This window comes from Cohnella baijiui, from assembly GCF_020731285.1.
GTDB lineage: Bacteria > Bacillota > Bacilli > Paenibacillales > Paenibacillaceae > Cohnella.
In genome coordinates, this window is record NZ_JAJFOW010000006.1 from 105,425 (window position 1) to 126,291 (window position 20,867).

Sequence of the window (20,867 nt, forward strand, 5' to 3'; positions counted from 1 at the left end):
ATCGCTTATTCCTCCTCTTGTTGGGGTCCGATAAACGGATTGCGCCATTCCATCAGCGCCGCGTTCCCGCCCGATTCCTCGTCGTCCAGATAGTCGCGAACGACGCCGGCCGGAACGCGGCCGCAGCGCAGCATGAACGTCAGCACCGGATCCTTCCGGCGTCCTGCCGCGACTTCCGCGACGTATTGCTCCGGGGTCAGCTCCCCGGATGCCGCGCGATAGCCGGGCATTCGTCCCGCGCCAAGCAATCGGACGCATCCCAACTGAACGACGGTCTCGTACATGGACTGCATCAGCCATTTGCCCAGCCCGTACCGGCGGTAAGCCGGCCGCACGCACAGATCCGCGACGTACAGTGTGTCTCCATCCGGCTCATGCGTTCCGATATACCCTTCGTCCGTCACCGAAGCCCAGTCGTGTCGGTCGCCCTCGCGAAACGTGCGGCGCAGCCCCGTCATCGAACCGACGATCCGGCCGTCCATCTCCGCGCAGAGCGCGCCTTCGGGAAACAAGGTTGCGTGAGCTTCGAGCTGCCGCTCGTTCCACCACAGCTCGGGCGGATACGGCGGCGGAAAGCTTTCCGCCTGCACCTCGATCAATCCCGCGAAGTCGCTCCGCCCATAGTTGCGGATCGTAGCGGCCGCCATCCGCTCCCCGTCCGTCACGTACAACGTCTTTCTCATCGCCCCGCCGCCTTTCTCAAGACCAGTCCGGATACAAGTCCGTGCGGCGGTCGCGCCAGGTCGTGACCGATCCGGCCCGGCGGACGTCCTCGAGGAGCGACAGGTCGAGATCCGCGGTAATCAGCATGTCCGCGTTGATCTCGCCTTCGCATTGAATGCCGCGGGGCGGAAACGGGATGTCGTTCGGCGTGATGACGGCCGCTTGGCCGTAGTTCGCCCGCATAAAGTCGACGCGTTCCAGCGAACCGACCGTGCCGGTCGTCACGATATAGATCTGATTCTCCACCGCGCGCGCGTGGCAGCAGTAGCGGACGCGGTAAAAGCCGTGGCGGTCGTCCGTGCAGGACGGACAAAAGATAACGTCCGCCCCTTTGGCTCGCACCATCCGTACGATTTCCGGAAACTCGATGTCATAGCAGGTGAGCAGGCCGATCCGGCCGTAGGGCGTGTCAAAGACCGCGACGCCATCGCCGTCCGTGACGTTCCAGGCTTCCTTCTCCGTCGGCGTAATGTGCAGCTTGTCCTGCGTTTCGCAGCTGCCGTCCGGCGCGAACAAATAAGCCGTATTGCGCAAAGCGCCGCCTTTTTTCGTCAGGTGCGTGCCCCCGACGATATAGACGCCGTATTCGCGGGCCAGGCCCGAGAAAAGCGCGATATATTCATCCGTATAGTCGAGCAACCGCTCGATCGGCTGGCCGGCTCCGCCGGGCGCTTCGCCGATGGACAGCAACGGCGTCGTGACGAATTCCGGAAACAGGACGAACTGAGCGCCGTACTCCGACGCGTTGCGCACGTAGTGGGCAACCTGCCCGCGATACGACGCGACATCGCCGACGTCCCGCAGGTTGAATTGTACAGCGGACACTCTCATTTTCATGTCGGAATCCCCCTCTCCTCCCCTTCATTATAGGGAATGGCCGCCGATCGGCAAGTTTTGCTAGCGATGAGAGAATTCTCATCGAATTCTAAGAAAAGCTTATTAGCCCCCATAACCCCTATCTTTCCGCTCTTTTTGGGAAAATATAGGCGGTTTCATGTCTGCTATACTCGGTTTCAACGTCATCGGAAAACGATTTACATCAGGATGGAGGACTTTTAACAACATGAGCATGCGCATCAAGAGCAACGTCGTTCGCAAAGTCGTCACCCTCGGCCTCGTCGCCGCCATCGGATTCGCCGGCACGGCTGCCGTCCACACGCCGAAAGCTTCCGCTGCCACGACCAAAGCGGACAAAATCATTACTCTCGGCAAAAAATATTTGGGCGTGAAATACCGCTTCGGCGCGCCTTCCGGTGCGACCTCCGTATTCGATTGCTCCAGCTTCACGCAATACATATTCGGCAAATACGGCGTCAAGCTGCCTCGCGTATCCAGCTCTCAGGCATCCAAAGGCAAGAAAGTCGCCAAAGCGAACCTGAAAAAAGGCGACCTCGTCTTCTTCAAAACGTCGCGCACCGGCTCGAAGATCGGCCATGTCGCCGTCTATATCGGCAGCAACAAAATTTTGCATACGTACGGAAAGCCCGGCGTCACGATCACAAGCCTGAGCTCCAGCTACTGGAAATCGCACTACGTGACCGCTCGCCGCGTCCTGTAACCCGCCCCAACCTGTTAACCTTATTGCTGTGCCATATCGGCCCGGCAACCAAAGAACGGCAGCCTCGGATCCCCCGGATCCGGTGCTGCCGTTCTTTTTCGCGCGCCCATCCGTCCCCGCTACCGCGGAAACGTAATGGCGATCGTGGTGCCGCTGCCCGGCTTGCTGAACACTTCGACGCTGCCGTTGTGCAGCTCGATGATCTTTTTGGCGATGGACAGCCCGAGACCGCTGCCCCCCGTCGACCGGTGCCGGGCTTCGTCGACCCGGTAAAACCGCTCGAACAGGTAGGGAATCTCCGTCTCGGGAATTCCGAGCCCATAGTCGGTCACGTCCAGCTGCACCGAGTTTTTGTCGGACTTGATCCGCACGTCGATCGGCTCCTTGCTGTACTTGATCGCGTTGTCCAGCAAAATCAGCAGCATCTGACGGATCTTGTCCTTGTCCCCGGTCATCTGGACGGAGGAGCCGGGCCCGTGCACGCGGATCTCCCGCTGGAATGTCGTCCCAAGCACGCCGGACAGCTCCTTGACGACGGCGACGGCGTCGAACCGGGTCCGGTTCAGCCATTCGTCCTGCTCCGCTTCGGCGAGCGTCAGCATGGAGCGCGTCAGCTTCTTGAGCCGCTCCGTCTCCTTGGCGATCGCCTCGATCGCCTCGTCCCGCACCTCGACGTTGTCCCGTCCCCAGCGCTTCAGCATGTCCGCATAGCTCCCGATGACCGTGAGCGGCGTCTTCAACTCGTGGGAGGCATCGGCGACGAATTGCTTTTGCCGCTCGATCGTCCGGTCGAGCCGTTCGATCATCTGATTGAAGGCGCGGATGAGCTGCTGCAGCTCGATCGACTCCTCCTGCCCCATCTTGACGCGCTGCAGCTTGCCGCTGCGGTCGATTTCCCGCATCGTCTGAACCATCTGGCCGATCGGCCCGGTGAGGCGCGAAGTGAACCAATACGTCCCGAGAATCGCGAACAGAATCGCGCCGACGCTGGTCACGCTGAGCGCGCCGAGCAGGATCTTCAAATAGCCGTCGAGGACGGTGAGGCGCCGCGCGCTCTCCACCTCCCCGATCAGCCGATGCTCCTCGTAGATCGGGACCGACCAGACGAGAACCCGCTGCCCGTTCAGCCGCAGCGTCTCGGAACGGGAGACGGTCCGCACGTCGACCGGAATCGAGAGCAGCTCCTTGTCGATGCCGACCGTGTTGATGACGCGCGAGTCCGCCGTGACGATCCGCATCATCTCGTTCACGTTGTACATATCGCTCAGCAGCTTCGGATCGTCGATGCCGACCATCTTCTGCTTGCGCAGCGTCTCGACGACGAGATCCGCCTTGTTCGCGAGGAGCTGCAGCTCCCCGCGGGTCGTGACGCGGATGACGAAGAAGTAGACGAAGACGTTGTACAGGATGAGGATGAAGATCAGCCAAAAGACGGTGAAAAGCGTAAACCGGAGCCTAAGCGTCATGCTTCAGGCTCCCGGAGCATGTAGCCGACGCCGCGCACGGTGTGCAGCAGCTTGTGCCGGTAGCCCTTGTCCATTTTCTGGCGAAGATAGCGAATGTAGACGTCGACGACGTTGGTGTCGCCGATATACTCGTAGCCCCACACGTCCGACAAAATCTCGTCGCGGGTCTTCTCCTCGTTGCGGTGGCGCGCCAGGTAGAGCAGCAGCTCGAACTCCCGCGGCGTCAGATCGATGGCATGGTCCTTGCGGAACACCTTGCGGGTGATCAGCTCGATCGTGAGGTCGCCGATCTTCAGCACGTCCTCGCTCTCTCCGTCGCGCGATGCCTTGAAAATACGCAGCAGGTTCCGCACACGCGCGAGCAGCTCCTCCATGGCGAACGGCTTCGTGACGTAATCGTTGGCGCCGTGCTCGAAGCCGCTGACCTTGTCGGGCACGGTATCGCGCGCCGTGAGCAGAATGACGGGAACCGCATGGTCGTTCTGCCGGAGGCGACGAAGCACTTCGATCCCGTTCAGCTCGGGAAGCATGACGTCGAGCAGCACGAGATCCCATTCGCCGCCGATCGCCATCTCGAGTCCGGTCCGGCCGTCGATCGCCCGTCCGACCTCGTAGCCCTCATGCTCCAGCTCGAGCGTCAGGACGCGCGCGATGCCGTCCTCGTCTTCGATAATCAATATTCTTTCACCCATTGCTTGTCACCTCTGTTATCGGCAAGTCAAAAAATCAATCCAGACCTCTTTCCATTGTACCATGTCTGTCTACCCAGAATCGACTGTCCGAGGGCGGGCGGGAAGTCCGTCGCGGCTCCCCCGGCCGCGCACGCGCCTAGCGGGCTCCGCTCCGCCAAAACACGTCAACGGAGGCCGCCTCCCGCGGCTTCAGCCGAACGCCTTCTCCCTGCCAAAGCGCGGCGGCGGCATCCTCGCCGGACCAGAGGGGCAGGCGCAACGCGGGGGGTTCGGGGAAAAGCGAAAGCCACGCCTCACGGCCCGGGAAAGCGTGATCGCGGTTCGCGATCCAGTCGAAGGACGCGCCGCGTCCCCGGATCGCGCCCAGCAGCTCCGCGCAGGCGCGCTGCCGGCGCTCGCTCCATTTCGCGGGCATGCTGTCCGCGACGAAGCAAAGGCGGTCCGCCTCGGCGGCCAGCCAAGCTGCCGTCCGGGGGTCCAGCCAGCGGCTCGAGACGTCCAGCAGCACGATCGGCTCGCCGAGCTTGCGCAGCCAAACGCCGAAGGCGGGCACGGGCGGCTCTACAGCCGCGGGCGTGTCGGGCAGCGGGTAATAGGCGGCGCAGCCGCTGCGCCAAGCCGGCTGTACCGGGCCCGTGCCCGATGGATCGGCGTAGACCGACCGCCGCGGCATCCGCCGCTCGCCGTCCAACCGGCGGCCAAGCTCCGGCTCTGCGCCCGGGCACTCCACGAGCGCGTGCGCGACGCCCCGTTCGTCCAAGTGGCGCGAGAGCAGTTGTGCCGTGAAGGTCCCGCCGGCGCCCGGATAGGCGGACGCCAGCGCCACGACCTGCACGCCGCCGCGGCTCGGCGACCGGGAGACAGCCGCATCCTCGGAGGCGGCGGCATAGCGCCCCCATGCCCGCAGCACTTCGCCCGCGCCGGCGGGCCGGTCTTCCGGCCGCTGGGCCAGCAGCCGTTCGACCGACTCGCGGAATAGCGCCGGGACGTCGTCCTGCCAAACGCCGCAGGTCAGCGCCCGCGATGCCGCGTAAGCGCCGCCGGTCAGCAAATAATAGGCCAGCGCACCCAGGCCGTACAAGTCCGTCCGCGTATCCGTCTGGCCGCCCCGCAGCTGCTCCGGCGCGGCGAAGGCGGGCGTGCCGAGCCGCATCGTGTCCGCGGCCGCGCCCGGCCGATATTGCCGCGCGATGCCGAAGTCGACGAGAACGGCGCGGTCCATGCCGTCGATGATGACGTTCGCGGGCTTCAGATCCCGGAAGACGATGGCCGGCGTCCGCGCGTGCAGATAGGCAAGCACCCCGGCCAGATGAATCAGGTAACGTGCCGCCTTCGCGAACGGAAGCGCCCGGCCGAACCGCTCGAAGCGGTCGGCCAGCGTCTCTCCCGCCACATAATCCATCACGATGCAGGCGAGTCCGTCTTCGTCGGGCGGCAAATAATCGACGATGCGGGGCAGATGCGGATGATCCAGGGCGCTCAGCACCCGCGCTTCCGCGATGAAGGCGTCGCGCTCCTCGGGGTACGGCCGCGTGATCTTCAGCGCCTGCCATTTGCCGCCGAGGCGCAAATCCTCCGCCAAGTACACGCTGCCCATCCCGCCCTTCCCGATACGGCACTCGATCCGGTAACGTCCGGCGACGACGGCGCCGCCGGACGCAAAGGCATCCCCCATATCATTCGCAGCTCGGTTCATCTTTCGGTCCCTCCGGAGGGCGATTCGCCAAAAAAAATCCCGCAGCGGCGACGGCACCCATACGGGTACCGCCGGCCGATGCGGGATGCTTTCCCGGCCATCGCCCAGAAATGGGTCGATTCGGATTCGGAATTCGTTCGTTTGATCGCATTGTAGCACAGATCGACTTCTCCGAAAAGCGCTTTGCGGCGCGGACACCTTCGCGGCGGGGCTTACATCGGCGGGGTTTACAGCCGCCGCACCCAGATCGTCACTTCGTCTCGATTGTGGAACAGCTGCTTCACCCTGCGGATCTCGAACGACTCGCCGTATGCCGCGAGCAGGTCCGCGATCGTCTGCAGCGGCTTGCGGTACATCAGCTTTAACGTGATCAACCCGGACGCGCCGGCGGTCAGCGCGGGCGCGAGCTGGGTGACGATCTTGCACGTGTGGTGCGGGTCCCAGCTCATGTCGCAGACGAGCAGGTCGAACGAGCCCGGCCGGAACGAGAGCTCCGAGGCGTTCTGCCGGAGATGACGGAGCATCGGATGCCCGGACAGCGACGGATGCATCTCCGCGGGATCGACGGCCGTCACCCGCAAACCGCGCTCGAGCAGCACCGAGGTCCACCCGCCCGGGGCGGCGCCCAGGTCGAGCGCGCTCGAAAAGCGGGCCAGCGGCAGATCGAACGTCGTCTCCGCCTCGAGCAGCTTAAAGGCCGCGCGGGAGATGAGGCCTTCCTCGCGGCGGAAGCGGACGGCCCCGCCCGGCCAGTCGGACAGATTGTCCCGCGGCGCCGACCAGCCGAAGTAGATCGCCTTCTTCACGGCATAGACGGACAAGATCCAACGGGCGTCCCGCGCCACCGTCTCGGCGCCGGCTTCCCGCAGGATCGGCGTTATCAAGTCCCTCGCCTCCGCCGAAGAGAACGGGAACGGGCTGTCTTGCGATTTGCGCACCTGCACCGCAACGGCGGATCCTTTCGCGTCCGCGGAACGGGAAGCGGCGAAGCGCGCGAGCGCCGCGGCCGTTTCTTCCGGCGAAGCCGGCATCGCGATCTCCTCCGTCACGGGAAAGACGTGCCGAAGAAAAATCGGCTCGTCCCGGCGAAGCGCGGCAATCCATTCCTCGTCGCTGTAATCGTCATGTTGCAGGCGGAACGTCTCGCCCGGCGCCAGTCCGGACAGCGCGATGCCCGGGAAGCGCCTGCGCAGCTCTTCCATGGCGTAAGGCGCAAATCCCGGGTTGGCGGTCGCGATGAACGCGGTCATTTTCATAGCCCCTTTCCGACTCGGATCCAAGGCCGCTCGTCCTGCCACGCAACTTGAACCGGCAGATCGTAGGCGGACTCCAGCAGCTCCGGCGTCAATACGTCCCGCTTCGGCCCGGCCGCGACGATGCGGCCGTCCGCCATGAGGGCGACGTGCGTGAACAGCGGGATAATCTCTTCGATATGGTGCGTTACGTACAGCATGGACATGCCTTCGCGATCGCTCAAGATGCGGCGCAGCGATTCCAGGAACCGCTCGCGCTCGAACAGATCCAGCCCCGCGCAGGGCTCGTCCATGATGAGCAGCTCCGGGGAGGCCATCATCGTGCGGGCGAGCAGCACCTTTTTGCGTTCCCCTTGGGAGAGCGTGCCGAACGGCTGCTCGGACAGCGCCGCGAGGCCGACCCGCTCCAGCTCCATCTGTGCCTGCTCCCGCACTTCGGGCGAAACTTGCTCGTAGATGCGCAAATACGCGTTGATGCCGCCGACGACGATTTCCCACACGGGATCCCGAAGCACCAGCTTGTCGATGAGCGCGGGTCCGATGTTGCCGATCTTCTTGCGGACATCGCGAACGTCCACCTGACCGAAGCGGTGGCCGAGCACGTCGACCGTTCCGCTCGTCGGGAACAGATAGCCGTTGATCATCTCGAGCACCGTGGACTTGCCGCAGCCGTTGCGCCCAAGCAGCACCCAACGCTCGCCGCTGTTCACCTTGAGATCGACGCCTTGAAGGATATCGCGTTTTCCTCGCCGCAGCGTCAGTTGTTGCAAATGAATCATCTGTTTTTCCCCTCTCCCCTGTCCTGCCGACGGCGCAAGCTCATCCTCCCGGAAGCCTGCAGCCGTTAATCCCCTTCGATCATCGCCCCTGCGCATCGTCCGGCGCCAAGAGCGCGTCAAGGCTCGCCGCGACCTCCATGACCGTACCGAACCGGTATCGCTTGCGCCATGTGCCGTCCGGCAGGCGGGTCAAGAGACACGGCACGCTCTCGATCCGGAACTGCTCGGCGAGCCCGGGCATGAGATTCAGATTGGCCGCCTGCACCTCGACGCCATCAGAGGACGCTTCGGCGACTTCAAGCATGCGCCGCGCCACGGCGCACGTGCCGCACAGCGGTGTGTGGACGAAGAGCGCGAGCGGGCCTTCGCGCGCCGCAAGCTCCGCCGCCCATCGGCCGGCCGCCCATTCCTTCATCGGCCCGCGATCCCCCGGTCGCCGGCGGCGCGAGCGGCCGCGTCGAGCACCTCGGGCGGCATCGGTCCGTCGTGAATGTCGACGCCGGCAGGCTGCGCCCGCCGCAGCTCGTACACCATCTGCGCGCGGCCCATCATGCTGGAGGAATGGACATAGACGCTGGCCGGATATCGCCCTGCCGCGATCATGCCGTGCACGACGGATAGGCCGTTCGGCATCCCGATGCCAAGCTCGAAGTCGAGCGAAAGAATGCCGACCTCGTGCTCCGCGAGCAGCAGCAGACATTCCTCCGCGGATCGCGCAACGACGAAGCCTCGCGGACAAGGTCGCACGTCGTCCAAAAAAACGTTCATCACTGGACATTCTCCCCTTCCCCGTATTGCCGGACCCGAGCGATCTGCGCCCGATGCGTGCCGTCGGCGTCCGGCGGCGTCTCCAGAACGAGCGGAACGCCGCGGAAACCCGGAATCGCCAGCAGGTCGCGGAATCCCGCATCGCCGATGTGGCCTTCACCGATGGCCGCGTGGCGGTCTCGCCTCGAACCGGACGGATGGCGCGAATCGTTCAGATGGACGGCGACGAGCCCGTCCCAAAAGCCTAGCCGATCGCAGCGCCGTCCGAACGCTTCGCCGTTCGCTCCGTTCCATTCGCCGCTCGCGAACAGATGGCACGTGTCCAGGCAAAAGCCGATGCGCTCCGGCCGTTCGCACAGGCTGCGGATCTGGACGAGCTCCTCCGGCGTCGTTCCGGCCGGTCCGTGGTCGCCTGCCTGATTCTCCAGCAAGATCTTCGCATCGCCTTGCCATTGCGCGAGCACGCGATTGAGCCAATCAATGATGCGCCGGTAGCCGGCGAGCGGATCGTCTCCCCGGATCACGCCGAAATGGACGACCGTGCCGAGCGAGCCGCACGCCTCCGCGATCGCCAGATCGTTCAGCGCACTTGCCGCCATCTGCAGAGCAACGTCTCCTTCGGCGGCGGGATTGAGCAGGTAGGCCGAGTGGCCGATCGAGACGACGCCCTCCTCCCGGCACCATGACGCGCACCGCTCTGCGTCGCCCGAGTCGAATCGCTTGAGCTGAAGCGTCCGCGGATTGGAAGGGAAGTACTGGAACGCGTCGCCGCCCATCTCCTTCGCCCAGCGCGCCGCCTCCCGGAAGCCGCGGCGCGTGCTCACGTGACTGCCGACGGCCGTCATTCAGGCGTTCCGCTGGCAGTCCGGACAGTAGAACATCTTGCGCCCGGACAGCGTTTCGAGCCGAATCGTGCCTCCGCAGCGCGGGCAGGCTTCGCCTTCGCGGTCATAAATTTTCACTTTGTCGTCGTGGCCCCCGGTGAACGTATCCGTCGGCGTGAGCGGACGGTCCATATACCCCCCGTTGGCGGCGGCTTCCGTCAGCACGCTTCGCATCGACGCGAAGAGGCGATCCTTGGTCTCTTCCGTCAGCTCGGGAATCGCGGCGTCCGGCCGGATCTCGGCGTCGAAGCAAATCTCGTCTCCATAGCAGTTGCCGATGCCGGAGAGGAACTTCTGGTCCGTGAGCGCGGACTTCAGTTTGCCGCGGCGCTTCGACAGCCGGTCCTTGAAGGCGGCCGCCGTCAGACGGGCGTCGAACGGATCGGGTCCGAGTTCCTTCAGCTGCTCCAGCGCGGCCTTGGCGCTCAGACGGTGCAAAAAGCCGAGCCGCAAACCGCCGAAGAACAATCGGTTGCCGTCGTCGAATGTCAAAATGACCTGATAGTGTTCGTCTTCCTTCGGCGCATGCTCTCCATAGTGCAAATAGCCGCCGAGCATGAGGTGGAGGAGCAGGCGGTATCCGTCGTCCAGGTGAAACAGCAGATGCTTGCCTCGCCGCTCCACGTACAGGATGCGTTTGCCTTCCAGCGCTTCCGCGAACGCCTCGGGCGCTTCGTTGATCGTCTTCTCGCGGTTCACGACCGCTCGCAAGATGACGCGGCCGTTCAAGAGCGGCGACAGCAGGCGGCGATACGTATCCATCTCGGGCCATTCCGGCATTCCAGTTCAATCCCTTCGTTTCATCCTTGCGGATCTTCGTATGTAAGTGCTGACGGCTTCGTCCTGCGCGCGTGCAAGGAAGGCGAAGCGGATGAAGCGATGGCGCGGATCAAGATCTTCCCGGCCCGCGTCCCGTTTCGAGGAGGAGCGCGTACAGCTCCGCCGGACCGGCGCACACCGCGTCAGGAAGAACGCCGGCCGTCTCGCACCGTCGGCGCCAATCGTCCGGGGCGCACAGCCCGGTGAGAACGAGCAGCGTCGGGCAGCCTGCCGCGGCGCCTGCGGCGATATCGGTGTGGGGATTGTCCCCGACGACCCAGACGTCCGCAGCCGCGACGCCGGCCAGCGCCAGCGCATAATCCATGATGATGCCGCTCGGTTTGCCGATGACGACGGGGCGAACGCCCGTCGCCGCTTCCAGCAGCGCCGTTATGCTTCCTGCGCCGGGCAGAAATCCGCCGTCCACCGGCAGCAGCCGATCCGGATTGGTAGCTACAAACGCGGCCCCTCCCAGCAGATGTCCGACCGCTTCGGTCAGCTTGTCGTAGGCGAGCGCGCGGTCGATGCCTTGAACGACGACTTGCGCCGGCTCCGCGCTGTCGGGGTCGAGCAAGCGAAGTCCGGCTTCGCGGAGCGCTTCCCGCAAGCCGTGCTCCCCAACGACGTATGCCGCGGCGCCCGGATGGCGTTCCCGTACGTAGGCGGCGGCCGCCATCGCGGAGGTGATCACCCGGTCCGGGCGAGCCGGAATACCCATTTTATGCAGATGTTTCGCCACTTGCGCGGGCGTCCGCGTCGAATTGTTCGTCAAATACCAGCAAGGCAAATCTTGCGCCTCCAGATCCGCGACGAGCCGATCGGCGCCGGGAATGAGCGCGTCCCCCCGGTACAGCGTGCCGTCCAGATCGAACAGCAGCGCCTTGGGCGGACGCGACACGGCCTCCGGCCGCAGCGTGAGCGTCGAGCTCTCCACGGTTACGTTTCCCCCTTGTTGCGATGGATATCTGTCCCAACAATACCGTTTTGCCGCCTGTTCCGCAAGCTTTAGCGGGCGATCGGAGCGTTCGATTTGCGCAGCAGCCGCTCGATCCGCCTCGCCAGCGCTTCCCGCTCCGCCCGTCCGCGGGCGGGATCCCGAGCGGGAAGCGGTTTGCGCCGCGCGAGCTCCAGCGCCCGCTCCGCATAGCGGAGCGCCTGGGGCAGATCCTTGAGGCGATGCTCATAAAGCATCGCGAGCTCCACGTGCGCTTCGACGGAGGGCAGCGCGCTCCGCTCCGCCGCTTCGGCGGCGCGCAGCCAAAGCGATGCGGCCTCGTCCAGCCGGCCGAGCCGCTTGAAACGCGCCGCGGCCGGCAGCACCCATCGCTCCGACGCGGGCTCCCCCCGTCTTGCGAGCAGAGCTTCGTACAGCCGCTCCGCGTACGCTTCCGCGCCGTGCGCATCGAGCCACGCGGCGGTCCGGTACAGCTCCTCCGACTCCTCGGGCAGCGCCCATTCGGCGCCGAGCCGACCCGCCAGCAGTCCGCCGAAGTGGATGGAGAGCGTCGCGAGCGTCAGGATGTCGCGCTCGTTGTGAAGGAAGACGCCCCGCAAATGCTCCGGGTCCCTTTCGCTCAAATAACGCATATAGAGCTCCGGCGCGAGCGAGCCCGGCACGTCGTCTTTGCGGATGATGCCGAGCCGGTCTTCCTCGATGCGGCTGAGCTTGCAGGAAGGCAGCGTATGGCGCCACAGCGCCCGCGACGGATGCAGAAAGTCGAGATGGCCCGGCTCCGCCCCGCTTCGGCGCCAGCCGTTCAGCACGAACCGGTTCACGAGCACCGGCCAGTCGAACGTCCGGCCGTTGTAGGTGACCAAATGCGTCTTGCCGTTGAATCGCGTCAGCAGATAAGATAGCATCGCCCGCTCTTCGCCGGGATGGCGGATGAGCAGCTGTTCCACGACGAACAGGCGGTCCTGCAGATCGGCGTAGCCGATGCCGACCATGAACGGCACGTTGCCCGCCCCGACGCCCAGTCCCGTCGTTTCCGTATCGAGGAACAGCAGCTTGCCGGTCTCGATGTCGCCGGAGAGCCGCTCGCCGGTCTCTTCCTCCGCCCGCTTTTTGTTCTGCCGGGCTGCGATCGGCTTCAGCTCGGCCGCGTACACCGGCAGCTGTTCGAGTAAATAGTGTCCATGGCGATGCTCGAGCGGGTAGACGGCCTTACGCAGGAGAAAAGCGCCTTGATCGGTCACGACTTCCTCTGCGCCCAGTTCAGCAAAGGCGTCCCGGCCCGCGAACAACGCGGGTCCGGCTTGCGCGCCGCCCGCCGACGATCCCTCCGGCAGGCCGTTCCGCCCGTCCGCCGTCCGCTCGCCGTCCGGCCGCGCGGCTTGGTCCGCCGCTTCCGCGGCTTCGCGCGCCTCCGTTTCGGCTTGCTTGACGGCCGCGGCGTGCGCGCGTAGGCGCTCCAGCCGGTCTCGCAGCCCGCCGCTCACGCCGTTCCCTCCGTCCGCCGGAGCAGGCCGAGTGCCAGATCCTTGCCGAGCAAGCCGACCTCCTCAATCGGTCCGACGCAGGCGGGACAGCCGCTCATGCAGCCGCAGCCCTGGATGAGCCGTCCCGCCTCGGCCAACAGCGCGTCGTGAATCTCGAACAGCCGCTGGCTCAGTCCGATGCCGCCCGGATACCGGTCGTAAAAGTAAATCGTCGGCTGCTTCGTGTGGACGGCCTTCACTTGAGGGACGACCCGGATATCGAGCGGGTCGCACATCAGGTGCAGCGGGGCGAGATGGACGAGCACATTCGCCAGGCCGAGCAGCGCGGACTGCATGTCGTTCGCGCTTTTGGCCTCGGCCGCCTCCTCCGAAAAGGAAAACCAGTAGCCGCTCGTATGCAGCTCCTCCTCCGGGAGATGGATCGGGCCCGAACCGATGTTCTCGTGGGTGCGCAGGCGAAGCTTTTTGAAGATCGTCGGCTTCGACGTCACCATCAGCTCGCCGTATTGGCGCACGATGGCGCCCGAGGGGGACGCCTTTTCCTGGTCGACGTGCAGCACCTTGAGCTCGACCGCGAGATTCGCGTCGGTGAAGTAATCCACATTGACCTCGCGCACGTATGCTTTTTTCTCCGGATAGTCCAGCTTCTCGACCTGATATTGCACCCCTTCGTGCAGGTAGATCGCTTCCTCGTGAATCAGCGTGGGCGCGCTGAACCGGTCCACCTCGCCGAGCACGCGATGGCCTTCGGTCATGTCGATGATGATGAAGTTTTCCTGGGCGGCCGACCGCAGGGAGATGCCATGCGCGGGGAACGCCTGCTCCATCCAGTACCAGCGGTCGCCGGTTCGGTGGAGCACCTTTTCCTCCTCGAGAAACTCGAGCAGGTCCGTTAGCTTTTCCCCTCCGAACGTATCCCCCATCTCGAAGGGCAGCTCATACGCCGCACACTTCAGATGATCGAGCAGGATGAGCAGGTTGTCCGGATGGATGCGAGCCTCCTCCGGAGACCGCCCGAGGAAGTAGTCCGGATTCTGGATCAAGTATTGATCCAGCGGATTGCTGCTCGCCACAAGGAACGTCACGGAGCTTCCGTGGCGCCTCCCCGCGCGTCCCGACTGCTGCCAGGTGCTGGCGATCGAGCCGGGATAGCCGTTCAGCACGCACGCCTGCAGTTGGCCGATGTCGATGCCGAGCTCCAGCGCGTTCGTGCTGACGACCCCGCGGATCTCGCCGCTGCGCAGCCCGCGCTCGATCTCCCGCCGCAGCTTCGGCAGATAGCCGCCGCGATAGCCGCGGATCGACTTGGTCCCGAGCTCCCGCTTGACCAGCTCCTGCAAATAGGTCAGCAAAATCTCGACCCGCACGCGGCTGCGGGCGAACACGATCGTCTGGATGCCGCTGCGCAGCAGCAAGGACGCGAGCTTTTGCGACTCCAGCACGCTCGAGCGCCGGATGCCGAGCTGCTGGTTGACGACGGGCGGATTGTAGAACACCATATGCTTTTCCCCAGCGGGCGCTCCGTTGTCGTCGACGAGCTCGACCGGCACTTCGAGCAGCCGCTCCGCATGCTCCCGGGGATTGCGGATGGTGGCCGACGCGCACAAAAACAGCGGGTCGTTCCCGTAAAACTTGCAAATGCGCTTCAGCCTTCGGATGACGTTGGCCACGTGGCTGCCGAACACGCCCCGATAGGCGTGCAGCTCGTCGATGACGATGTAGCGCACGTTCTCGAACAGCTTGACCCACTTCGTATGATGGGGAAGGATGGCCGAATGCAGCATGTCGGGGTTGGTCACGACGATATGGCCCGCGTTGCGGATCGCCTGCCGGACCGTCGGCGGCGTGTCGCCGTCGTAGGTATGCGTCTTGATGTCGGCTTCCATCAGGTTCGCGAGCTCCTGCAGCTCGGCTACCTGGTCCTGCGCCAGCGCCTTCGTCGGAAACAAGTACAGCGCCCTCACGCTATCGTCCGCCAGCAGATGCTGGAGGACCGGCAAATTGTAGCACAGCGTCTTGCCGGAGGCGGTCGGCGTGACGGTGACGACGCTCCTCCCCCTCCGCACCGCCTCGAACGCCGCGGCCTGATGCGTGAACAGCGACTCGATGCCTTTGCGTTTCAGCGCCCCGCGCAGCCGTTCGTCGATCGACGCGGGCAGCGGCACCGTGCGGGCGGGCCGCGCAGGCTGCGTATGCCAATAGGTGACGTTCGCCATGATCTCCGGATTGGACCGCAGATGATCCAGCCATTCCTCTACCGTTGCCGCTTTCCCCGTCCATGGATTCACTTCGTATCGCTCCCGTCCCTTTTTCTCCATTGTACAGAATACATGTTCGCCCAGCAACGGCAGACGGGCGGGAAATGCCGGTTTTGAAAGGCGCGCAGATGATTTTTTAATTTTCTGAATATTCGTGTCGAACGCTTGTCCATCCCGCCGCAACCGGTCGAAACAGCGGTCCGGAGACGGGCGAAACGTCGCTTCGGCTGTCGCTTCCTGCGCTTTCCCGGGAAAAGGTGCATTCATTTCCCGCTCGGGTATACTGGAGATAGATTCGCGAAAGGGAGGATACGGGATGACACGCTTAGCTTTGTTCCCGGAGGTGGCGGAGCTGCGCCATGCGAAACACGAGATCGAAAGCCAGTTTCTGAATCGATGGTCGCCGAGGTCTTTCCAGGAGAAGCCGGTCCCGGAGACGCTGCTGCACCGGGTGCTGGAAGCGGCCCGCTGGGCGCCTTCGGGCAACAACCTGCAGCCTTGGCGCTTCATCGTGGCGTCGACGCCCGATCGGCTTCGGGCATTCCATACGTTCATCAACCCGAGCAACCTGACCTGGTGCGCCAAAGCGCCGGTCCTGATCCTTGTGCTGTCCAAAACGACGACCGACAAAGGTACGCCGGCCCGCACGCACGCCTTTGACGCCGGCGCCGCCTGGGGATATCTCGCCCTGGAGGCCGTTCATCTGGGGCTCGTTTCGCACGCGATGGGCGGATTCGATCAAGAGGCGGCGCGGACGACGCTGCAGATTCCGGAAGATTATGCGATGCACGCCGTCGTCGCGCTCGGCTATCGCGGTCCCGCCGACGCGCTGCCGCCGGAGCGGCAAGCCGCGGAGCGTCCCAGCACGCGGCGGCCGATCGAGGAATCCATCGTGGACTTCTCCGTCTGAGCGCCTGGGGTTTGCGATCGCAGCCAACGGGCTTCATCCGGGCGCACGATGCTTCCTGGCTCCTAACGCTCGCCGAAGGCCCCGCCTCCCTCTTCTCCCCCTCCCCCGCCAGAACGCATTGATGAGGCACGACGTATAGAAGCCGCGCGGAACTGCCAAGCTATGCGACGGAAGCGGCGCTTCCAACCCGCGCGGAAGGAGGAGAGAACAGATGGCCAAACCCGACGACCGTTCGGACAACGCCGAGAAGCTGAAGCGCTCGGTGCAGAATACGGTTTCCAACCTGGAGGAATCCGAGGAATACCTGGACGAGCATGCGGACGAGATCAGCCCGGAGGAGTCCGAGGCGATTCACGCCAAAAACGAGCGCAGACGCCAGAGCATTTCGGATCAGCGCAGCGAGATTCAGGACGAAACGAACGCTTGACCCGAACGACCGGCCGGTGGCCGGTCTTTTCTTTTCTGTGTTTCCCGGCCAATCGCGATATCAAATTCGTTTAAGCTTGCCTACCCCCAGTAGCGTGGGCATGTGCATGCGAAAATTCGAATAAGCCTGCCTAACGTTCCGCAGCGAGATCATGTGTATGCGAAAATTCGAATAAGCGTGCCTATCCCAAGCAGCGCGGTCATGCGTATGCGAAGTTTCGAATAAGCGCGCCTCCCCCTAGCAGCGTGGGCATGTGCATGCGAAAATTCGAATAAGCCTGCCTAACGTTCCGCAGCGAGATCATGTGTATGCGAAAATTCGAACAGATCCCTTCTATTGAAGCTCAAAAAGGTCCATCGTATTCGAAAAATCGAATCCAATCCTGCCGTTTGACGAGATAATGAGCATTTGTATTCGAAAAATCGAACATATTGCGCACAAATAGAGGAATTCGCGACAAATGCAGATCGCGCAATGAGGATGTGCAGAGGGATTCGCAACAACAAGTGCGGACGGCGCTCTTACGGTCGAGCCTATGAGCCCGAGGCCGATTGCTTGGGCCACACCCCGGTCCATGCCCAAAACAAATCCGCCCCACGGTTAGCCGACGATCGGCCGACGCCCGCGAGGCGGATTATTTAAGGCGGTTAACTTTTTTCAACGTTGAAGTACTGCGCTTCCGGATGGGCGAACACCATCGCCGAGACCGAAGCCTCCGGCTCCATCATAAAGCCTTCGGTCAGGTGCACGCCGATGTCCTCCGGCTTCATCAGCGCGAACAGCGGACCTTGGTCCTCGAGATCCGGGCAAGCCGGATAGCCGAAGGAGACGCGGATGCCCTGGTAGCGGGCGCCGAATCGCTGCTTCATCGTCATCTCCGCCGGGTCCGGGAATCCCCAGTTGTCCCGCATGATCTGATGGACGCGTTCAGCCATCCCTTCCGCTACTTCGAGCGCGGTGGCGAGCATCGCGTGCGAGCGCAAATAGTCGCCGCTCTCCTTCCACTTCTCCGCTTGCTCGCGGGTGCCGTTCCCCGCCGTGACGACGAGAAATCCGACCGTATCCATGATCCCGCTCTCGACCGGCTTAAGGAAGTCCGCGAGGCATAGGAAAGGCGCGACCGCCTGGCGAGGGAACGAGAACCGTTGGATGACCGTCGCGCGATCGGCCGGGTCGTAAATCAGGATGTCGTTTCCGTCCGACTGCGCCGGATAAAAGCGGTACATCGCCTGCGGCTTGATCCACCCGTGCTGCTGCGACTCCGCAAGAATCGCATCGACCGTCGCTTTCAGCTGCGTCGTGCGTTCGTCCCCGGCTCTCAGCAGCTCCTCCACGTTGCCCTTCAGCCCGAGATGATGGCCCATGAGCATTTGCAGGTTCACGTACGGCAGCACGTGTGCGAGCGGATAGTCGCGCAGAACGTGCCGTTCGTAGTCCGGCGGCGCAAACACCGGCGCGTCCGGCGATATGTTGGAGCGACGGGCACGCGACGCCGCCGGCAGTTCCGGCTTGCGCTCGCCTTCGGCGACAAGCGTCGCGACGGCGGCCCGGTGCTCTTGCTCGATGACGGCGCGCTGCGCCGGGTCGCTCAGTCGGTTCGCCAGGTCGAGTCCGTCCATGGCGTCCTTGGCGTACAGCACGACGCCGTCGTATTCCGGCGCGATCCGCGTCTTGGTGAACTTGCGCGTCAGCGCGGCGCCGCCGACAAGGATCGGCGCGTCGATGCCGGCGCTGCGCAAGTCCTGCGCGGTGAGCACCATTTGCTGCGCCGACTTGACGAGCAGGCCCGACAGGCCGATCGCGTCCGGCTTCTCCGCGCGGTACGCTTCGATGAGCTGCTCAGGCGGCACCTTGATGCCAAGGTTGACGATCCGGTAGCCGTTGTTCGACAGGATGATTTCGACCAGATTTTTGCCGATATCGTGGACGTCGCCCTTGACGGTGGCGAGCATGATCTTGCCCTTGACCGCCGAGTCGGCCTTCTCCATGTGCGGCTCGAGATAGGCCACGGACGCTTTCATCACTTCGGCGCTCTGCAGCACCTCGGCCACGATCAGCTCGTTGTTGTTGAACAGCCGTCCGACCTCCGACATCCCCGCCATGAGCGGCCCGTTGATGATGTCGAGCGGCGCGTATTTCGCGAGCGCTTCTTCGAGATCGGGAAGCAGACCCTCTTTGCTGCCTTCGACGACGTAGCTGGCGAGACGTTCCTCGAGCGGGAGATTTTGAGCTTTCGCCTTTTTCTCCACCTTCTTGTCCCGGAACGCGGCGACAAAGGCGGCAAGCGTCTCGTCGTTCGTCCGGTACAGCAGGCCTTCGGCGAGCTTGCGCTCGTGCTCGGGGATGGACGCGTAGCGCTCGAGCTTCTCCGTGTTGACGATCGCGTAGTCGAGTCCCGCCTTCGTGCACTCGTACAGGAACACCGAGTTCAGCACTTCGCGGCCCGCTTCGGGCAAACCGAACGAAATGTTGCTCACCCCGAGGATCGTCTGGCATGCGGGAAGCGCTTCTTTGATCAGCCGGATGCCCTCGATCGTTTCCTTGGCCGATCCGATGTACTGCTCGTCGCCGGTGCCGACCGGGAAAACGAGGGCGTCGAAGATCAAGTCTTCGGCCTTCAGTCCGTACTTGTTCACGAGCAGGTCGTGCGAGCGGACGGCGACATCGCGCTTGTCCTCGCGGGAAATCGCCTGCCCGCGCTCGTCAATCGTGCCGACGACGACGGCCGCGCCGTACTTGTGCAGGATGGGAACGACTTTTTCGAACTTTTCTTCGCCGTCCTCGAGGTTGATCGAGTTGATCAGCGATTTGCCTTGAATATATTTCAGCGACATTTCGATGACGGCCGGATCGGTCGTGTCGATCATGAGCGGCGCCTTGACCTTCTTCGTGACGAAGTCGAGGAATCGCTTCATGTCTTCCGCCTCGTCCCGGTCCGGATCCTGCAAGCAGACGTCGATGACGTGCGCCCCGCTCTTCACCTGGGCGCGGGCGATCTCCGAAGCTTCCTCGTACTTGCCTTCCGCGATCAGGCGCTTGAACTTGCGCGAGCCGAGCACGTTCGTGCGCTCGCCGACCATGTACGGCCGGTTCTCGCTCTCGATGTACACCGTCTCGATGCCGGAGACCGCCGGCGGATGGACGCCGGCCTGGCTGCGGGGAGCGATGTCCCGGAGCGCCTCGGCCATCGCCGCGATATGAGCCGGCGTCGTGCCGCAGCATCCGCCGGCGACGTTAAGCCAGCCCTGCTCCGCAAAGCCGCGGAGCTTGCGGGCGAGCGACTCGGGCGACTCGTGATAATGGCCGTTTTCGTCGGGCAGCCCGGCGTTCGGGTAGCAGCTGACGGCCGTTTTGGCGATGGCGGACAGCGTGCGGATATGGTCGCGCATGAATTCCGGTCCGGTCGCGCAGTTGAGGCCTACCGATACCGGGTTCAAATGCTCGAGCGAGACGTAGAAGGATTCGATGTTTTGTCCGGCCAACGTCGTGCCCATCGGCTCGATCGTGCCGCTGATCATGACCGGTAGCTCGCAGCCGGTCCGCTCGAACGCCTGCCGCACGCCGATGCTGGCCGCTTTGACGTTTAACGTATCTTGACAGGTTTCGATCAGAATGAGATCGACGCCGCCTTCGATGAGGGCCAGCACCTGCTCGCGGTAATCGTCCACGAGCTGGTCGAACGTTACGCCTCCGGTTACAGACAGCGTCTTGGTCGTCGGTCCGAGCGCCCCGGCCGCGTAACGGGGCTTTGCCGGCGTCGAATATTTGTCGCAGGCTTCACGGGCGAGCCGTGCGGCCGCCAGATTGATTTCGCGCGCCTTCTCGGGAATATCGTATTCGGCGAGCACGACCGCAGTCGCGCCGAACGTATTGGTCTCGATAATATCGGAACCGGCCTCGAGATAGGCTGCGTGAATACCATAGATCAGATCGGGGCGCGTCAGAACGAGCATTTCGTTGCAGCCCTCGAGCGCTTCGCCGCCGAAATCGGCGGCCGTCAGATGGGCCTGTTGAATCATCGTGCCCATTGCGCCGTCCAAGAGAAGGATGCGTTGTTGGAGCGCCTCTTGCAATGACGGTTTCGGATCGGTTACAGTCATGATTAGGTGCCTCTTCCCTTGTCTGAAAAATCGTTAACCTCTATACTACCAGAATCGAACAGACACGAAAAGATGTTACATGACGGTTGTCGACA

At 63.7% G+C, this 20,867-nt stretch carries 18 protein-coding genes; 3 read left to right on the forward strand and 15 right to left on the reverse strand.

Features of this window, described 5'->3' with window-relative positions; all coding sequences use genetic code 11:
- Positions 1-5 precede the first annotated feature (5 nt).
- Positions 6-683 (reverse strand): GNAT family N-acetyltransferase, encoded by a 678-nt coding sequence (locus LKX83_RS08845; protein WP_227881810.1) that lies wholly within the window; start codon positions 681-683, stop codon positions 6-8.
- Between the two features lie 16 nt (positions 684-699).
- Positions 700-1,560: a carbon-nitrogen hydrolase family protein gene (locus LKX83_RS08850; protein ID WP_227881811.1), complete on the reverse strand. Its 861-nt coding sequence runs from the start codon at positions 1,558-1,560 to the stop codon at positions 700-702.
- Positions 1,561-1,786: 226 nt separating this feature from the next.
- Between LKX83_RS08850 and LKX83_RS08855 the strand changes: the two genes are divergently transcribed.
- Positions 1,787-2,281, forward strand: coding sequence for a C40 family peptidase (locus LKX83_RS08855; protein WP_227881812.1), 495 nt, complete (start codon positions 1,787-1,789; stop codon positions 2,279-2,281).
- Positions 2,282-2,400: 119 nt separating this feature from the next.
- Here LKX83_RS08855 and LKX83_RS08860 read toward each other — a convergent pair whose 3' ends face one another.
- The 12 genes from LKX83_RS08860 to LKX83_RS08915 form a co-directional block, all read right to left on the reverse strand.
- The gene (locus LKX83_RS08860; RefSeq protein ID WP_227881813.1) at positions 2,401-3,747 is read right to left on the reverse strand and encodes a sensor histidine kinase; all 1,347 of its coding nucleotides are present in this window, start codon (positions 3,745-3,747) and stop codon (positions 2,401-2,403) included.
- Positions 3,744-4,439 carry a response regulator transcription factor gene (locus LKX83_RS08865; protein ID WP_227881814.1) on the reverse strand — a complete coding sequence of 232 codons (696 nt, stop codon included), beginning with the start codon at positions 4,437-4,439 and terminating at the stop codon, positions 3,744-3,746. The genes LKX83_RS08860 and LKX83_RS08865 overlap by 4 nt, the downstream gene beginning before the upstream one ends.
- A 136-nt stretch (positions 4,440-4,575) precedes the next feature.
- Positions 4,576-6,135, reverse strand: a complete 1,560-nt coding sequence (locus LKX83_RS08870) for a serine/threonine-protein kinase (RefSeq protein ID WP_227881815.1) — start codon at positions 6,133-6,135, stop codon at positions 4,576-4,578.
- Positions 6,136-6,362: 227 nt separating this feature from the next.
- The gene (locus LKX83_RS08875; RefSeq protein WP_227881816.1) at positions 6,363-7,385 is read right to left on the reverse strand and encodes an SAM-dependent methyltransferase; all 1,023 of its coding nucleotides are present in this window, start codon (positions 7,383-7,385) and stop codon (positions 6,363-6,365) included.
- 2 nt (positions 7,386-7,387) lie between these two features.
- Positions 7,388-8,167: an ABC transporter ATP-binding protein gene (locus LKX83_RS08880; RefSeq protein ID WP_227881817.1), complete on the reverse strand. Its 780-nt coding sequence runs from the start codon at positions 8,165-8,167 to the stop codon at positions 7,388-7,390.
- 79 nt (positions 8,168-8,246) lie between these two features.
- Positions 8,247-8,582 carry a thioredoxin family protein gene (locus LKX83_RS08885; protein WP_227881818.1) on the reverse strand — a complete coding sequence of 112 codons (336 nt, stop codon included), beginning with the start codon at positions 8,580-8,582 and terminating at the stop codon, positions 8,247-8,249.
- Complete coding sequence (locus LKX83_RS08890) at positions 8,579-8,935, reverse strand: cyclic-phosphate processing receiver domain-containing protein (protein ID WP_255654418.1); 357 nt, start codon at positions 8,933-8,935, stop codon at positions 8,579-8,581. Before LKX83_RS08890 ends, LKX83_RS08885 begins: the two co-directional genes overlap by 4 nt.
- Positions 8,935-9,780, reverse strand: coding sequence for a deoxyribonuclease IV (locus LKX83_RS08895; RefSeq protein WP_227881820.1), 846 nt, complete (start codon positions 9,778-9,780; stop codon positions 8,935-8,937). The genes LKX83_RS08890 and LKX83_RS08895 overlap by 1 nt, the downstream gene beginning before the upstream one ends.
- Positions 9,781-10,599, reverse strand: a complete 819-nt coding sequence (gene mutM / locus LKX83_RS08900) for a bifunctional DNA-formamidopyrimidine glycosylase/DNA-(apurinic or apyrimidinic site) lyase (protein WP_227881821.1) — start codon at positions 10,597-10,599, stop codon at positions 9,781-9,783. It abuts the gene before it with no gap.
- A gap of 109 nt (positions 10,600-10,708) precedes the next feature.
- A complete protein-coding gene (locus tag LKX83_RS08905) occupies positions 10,709-11,572 on the reverse strand; it encodes an HAD-IIA family hydrolase (protein WP_227881822.1) in 864 nt (287 codons plus the stop codon).
- 71 nt (positions 11,573-11,643) lie between these two features.
- Positions 11,644-13,077 (reverse strand): ribonuclease H-like domain-containing protein, encoded by a 1,434-nt coding sequence (locus LKX83_RS08910; protein ID WP_227881823.1) that lies wholly within the window; start codon positions 13,075-13,077, stop codon positions 11,644-11,646.
- Positions 13,074-15,365, reverse strand: coding sequence for a DEAD/DEAH box helicase (locus tag LKX83_RS08915; protein WP_370639051.1), 2,292 nt, complete (start codon positions 15,363-15,365; stop codon positions 13,074-13,076). Before LKX83_RS08915 ends, LKX83_RS08910 begins: the two co-directional genes overlap by 4 nt.
- Before the next feature lie 286 nt (positions 15,366-15,651).
- Between LKX83_RS08915 and LKX83_RS08920 the strand changes: the two genes are divergently transcribed.
- Together LKX83_RS08920 and tlp are read left to right on the forward strand one after the other, a co-directional pair.
- Complete coding sequence (locus tag LKX83_RS08920) at positions 15,652-16,245, forward strand: nitroreductase family protein (RefSeq protein ID WP_227881824.1); 594 nt, start codon at positions 15,652-15,654, stop codon at positions 16,243-16,245.
- A gap of 211 nt (positions 16,246-16,456) precedes the next feature.
- The gene (gene tlp / locus LKX83_RS08925) at positions 16,457-16,672 is read left to right on the forward strand and encodes a small acid-soluble spore protein Tlp (protein ID WP_227881825.1); all 216 of its coding nucleotides are present in this window, start codon (positions 16,457-16,459) and stop codon (positions 16,670-16,672) included.
- Positions 16,673-17,319: 647 nt separating this feature from the next.
- Here tlp and metH read toward each other — a convergent pair.
- Positions 17,320-20,772 carry a methionine synthase gene (metH, locus tag LKX83_RS08930; protein WP_227881826.1) on the reverse strand — a complete coding sequence of 1,151 codons (3,453 nt, stop codon included), beginning with the start codon at positions 20,770-20,772 and terminating at the stop codon, positions 17,320-17,322.
- Positions 20,773-20,867: the final 95 nt, after the last annotated feature.

Excerpts from the sequence above, each read along its gene's own strand:
- LKX83_RS08885 (WP_227881818.1), bottom strand. The coding sequence starts at position 8,582 with ATGAAGGAATGGGCGGCCGGCCGATGGGCGGCGGAGCTTGCGGCGCGC.
- LKX83_RS08880 (WP_227881817.1), bottom strand. The coding sequence starts at position 8,167 with ATGATTCATTTGCAACAACTGACGCTGCGGCGAGGAAAACGCGATATC.
- LKX83_RS08865 (WP_227881814.1), bottom strand. The coding sequence starts at position 4,439 with ATGGGTGAAAGAATATTGATTATCGAAGACGAGGACGGCATCGCGCGC.
- LKX83_RS08895 (WP_227881820.1), bottom strand. The coding sequence starts at position 9,780 with ATGACGGCCGTCGGCAGTCACGTGAGCACGCGCCGCGGCTTCCGGGAG.
- tlp (WP_227881825.1), top strand. The coding sequence starts at position 16,457 with ATGGCCAAACCCGACGACCGTTCGGACAACGCCGAGAAGCTGAAGCGC.
- LKX83_RS08845 (WP_227881810.1), bottom strand. The coding sequence starts at position 683 with ATGAGAAAGACGTTGTACGTGACGGACGGGGAGCGGATGGCGGCCGCT.
- LKX83_RS08875 (WP_227881816.1), bottom strand. The coding sequence starts at position 7,385 with ATGACCGCGTTCATCGCGACCGCCAACCCGGGATTTGCGCCTTACGCC.
- LKX83_RS08870 (WP_227881815.1), bottom strand. The coding sequence starts at position 6,135 with ATGAACCGAGCTGCGAATGATATGGGGGATGCCTTTGCGTCCGGCGGC.
- mutM (WP_227881821.1), bottom strand. The coding sequence starts at position 10,599 with ATGCCGGAATGGCCCGAGATGGATACGTATCGCCGCCTGCTGTCGCCG.
- LKX83_RS08850 (WP_227881811.1), bottom strand. The coding sequence starts at position 1,560 with ATGAAAATGAGAGTGTCCGCTGTACAATTCAACCTGCGGGACGTCGGC.
- LKX83_RS08855 (WP_227881812.1), top strand. The coding sequence starts at position 1,787 with ATGAGCATGCGCATCAAGAGCAACGTCGTTCGCAAAGTCGTCACCCTC.
- LKX83_RS08860 (WP_227881813.1), bottom strand. The coding sequence starts at position 3,747 with ATGACGCTTAGGCTCCGGTTTACGCTTTTCACCGTCTTTTGGCTGATC.
- LKX83_RS08920 (WP_227881824.1), top strand. The coding sequence starts at position 15,652 with ATGACACGCTTAGCTTTGTTCCCGGAGGTGGCGGAGCTGCGCCATGCG.
- metH (WP_227881826.1), bottom strand. The coding sequence starts at position 20,772 with ATGACTGTAACCGATCCGAAACCGTCATTGCAAGAGGCGCTCCAACAA.
- LKX83_RS08890 (WP_255654418.1), bottom strand. The coding sequence starts at position 8,935 with ATGAACGTTTTTTTGGACGACGTGCGACCTTGTCCGCGAGGCTTCGTC.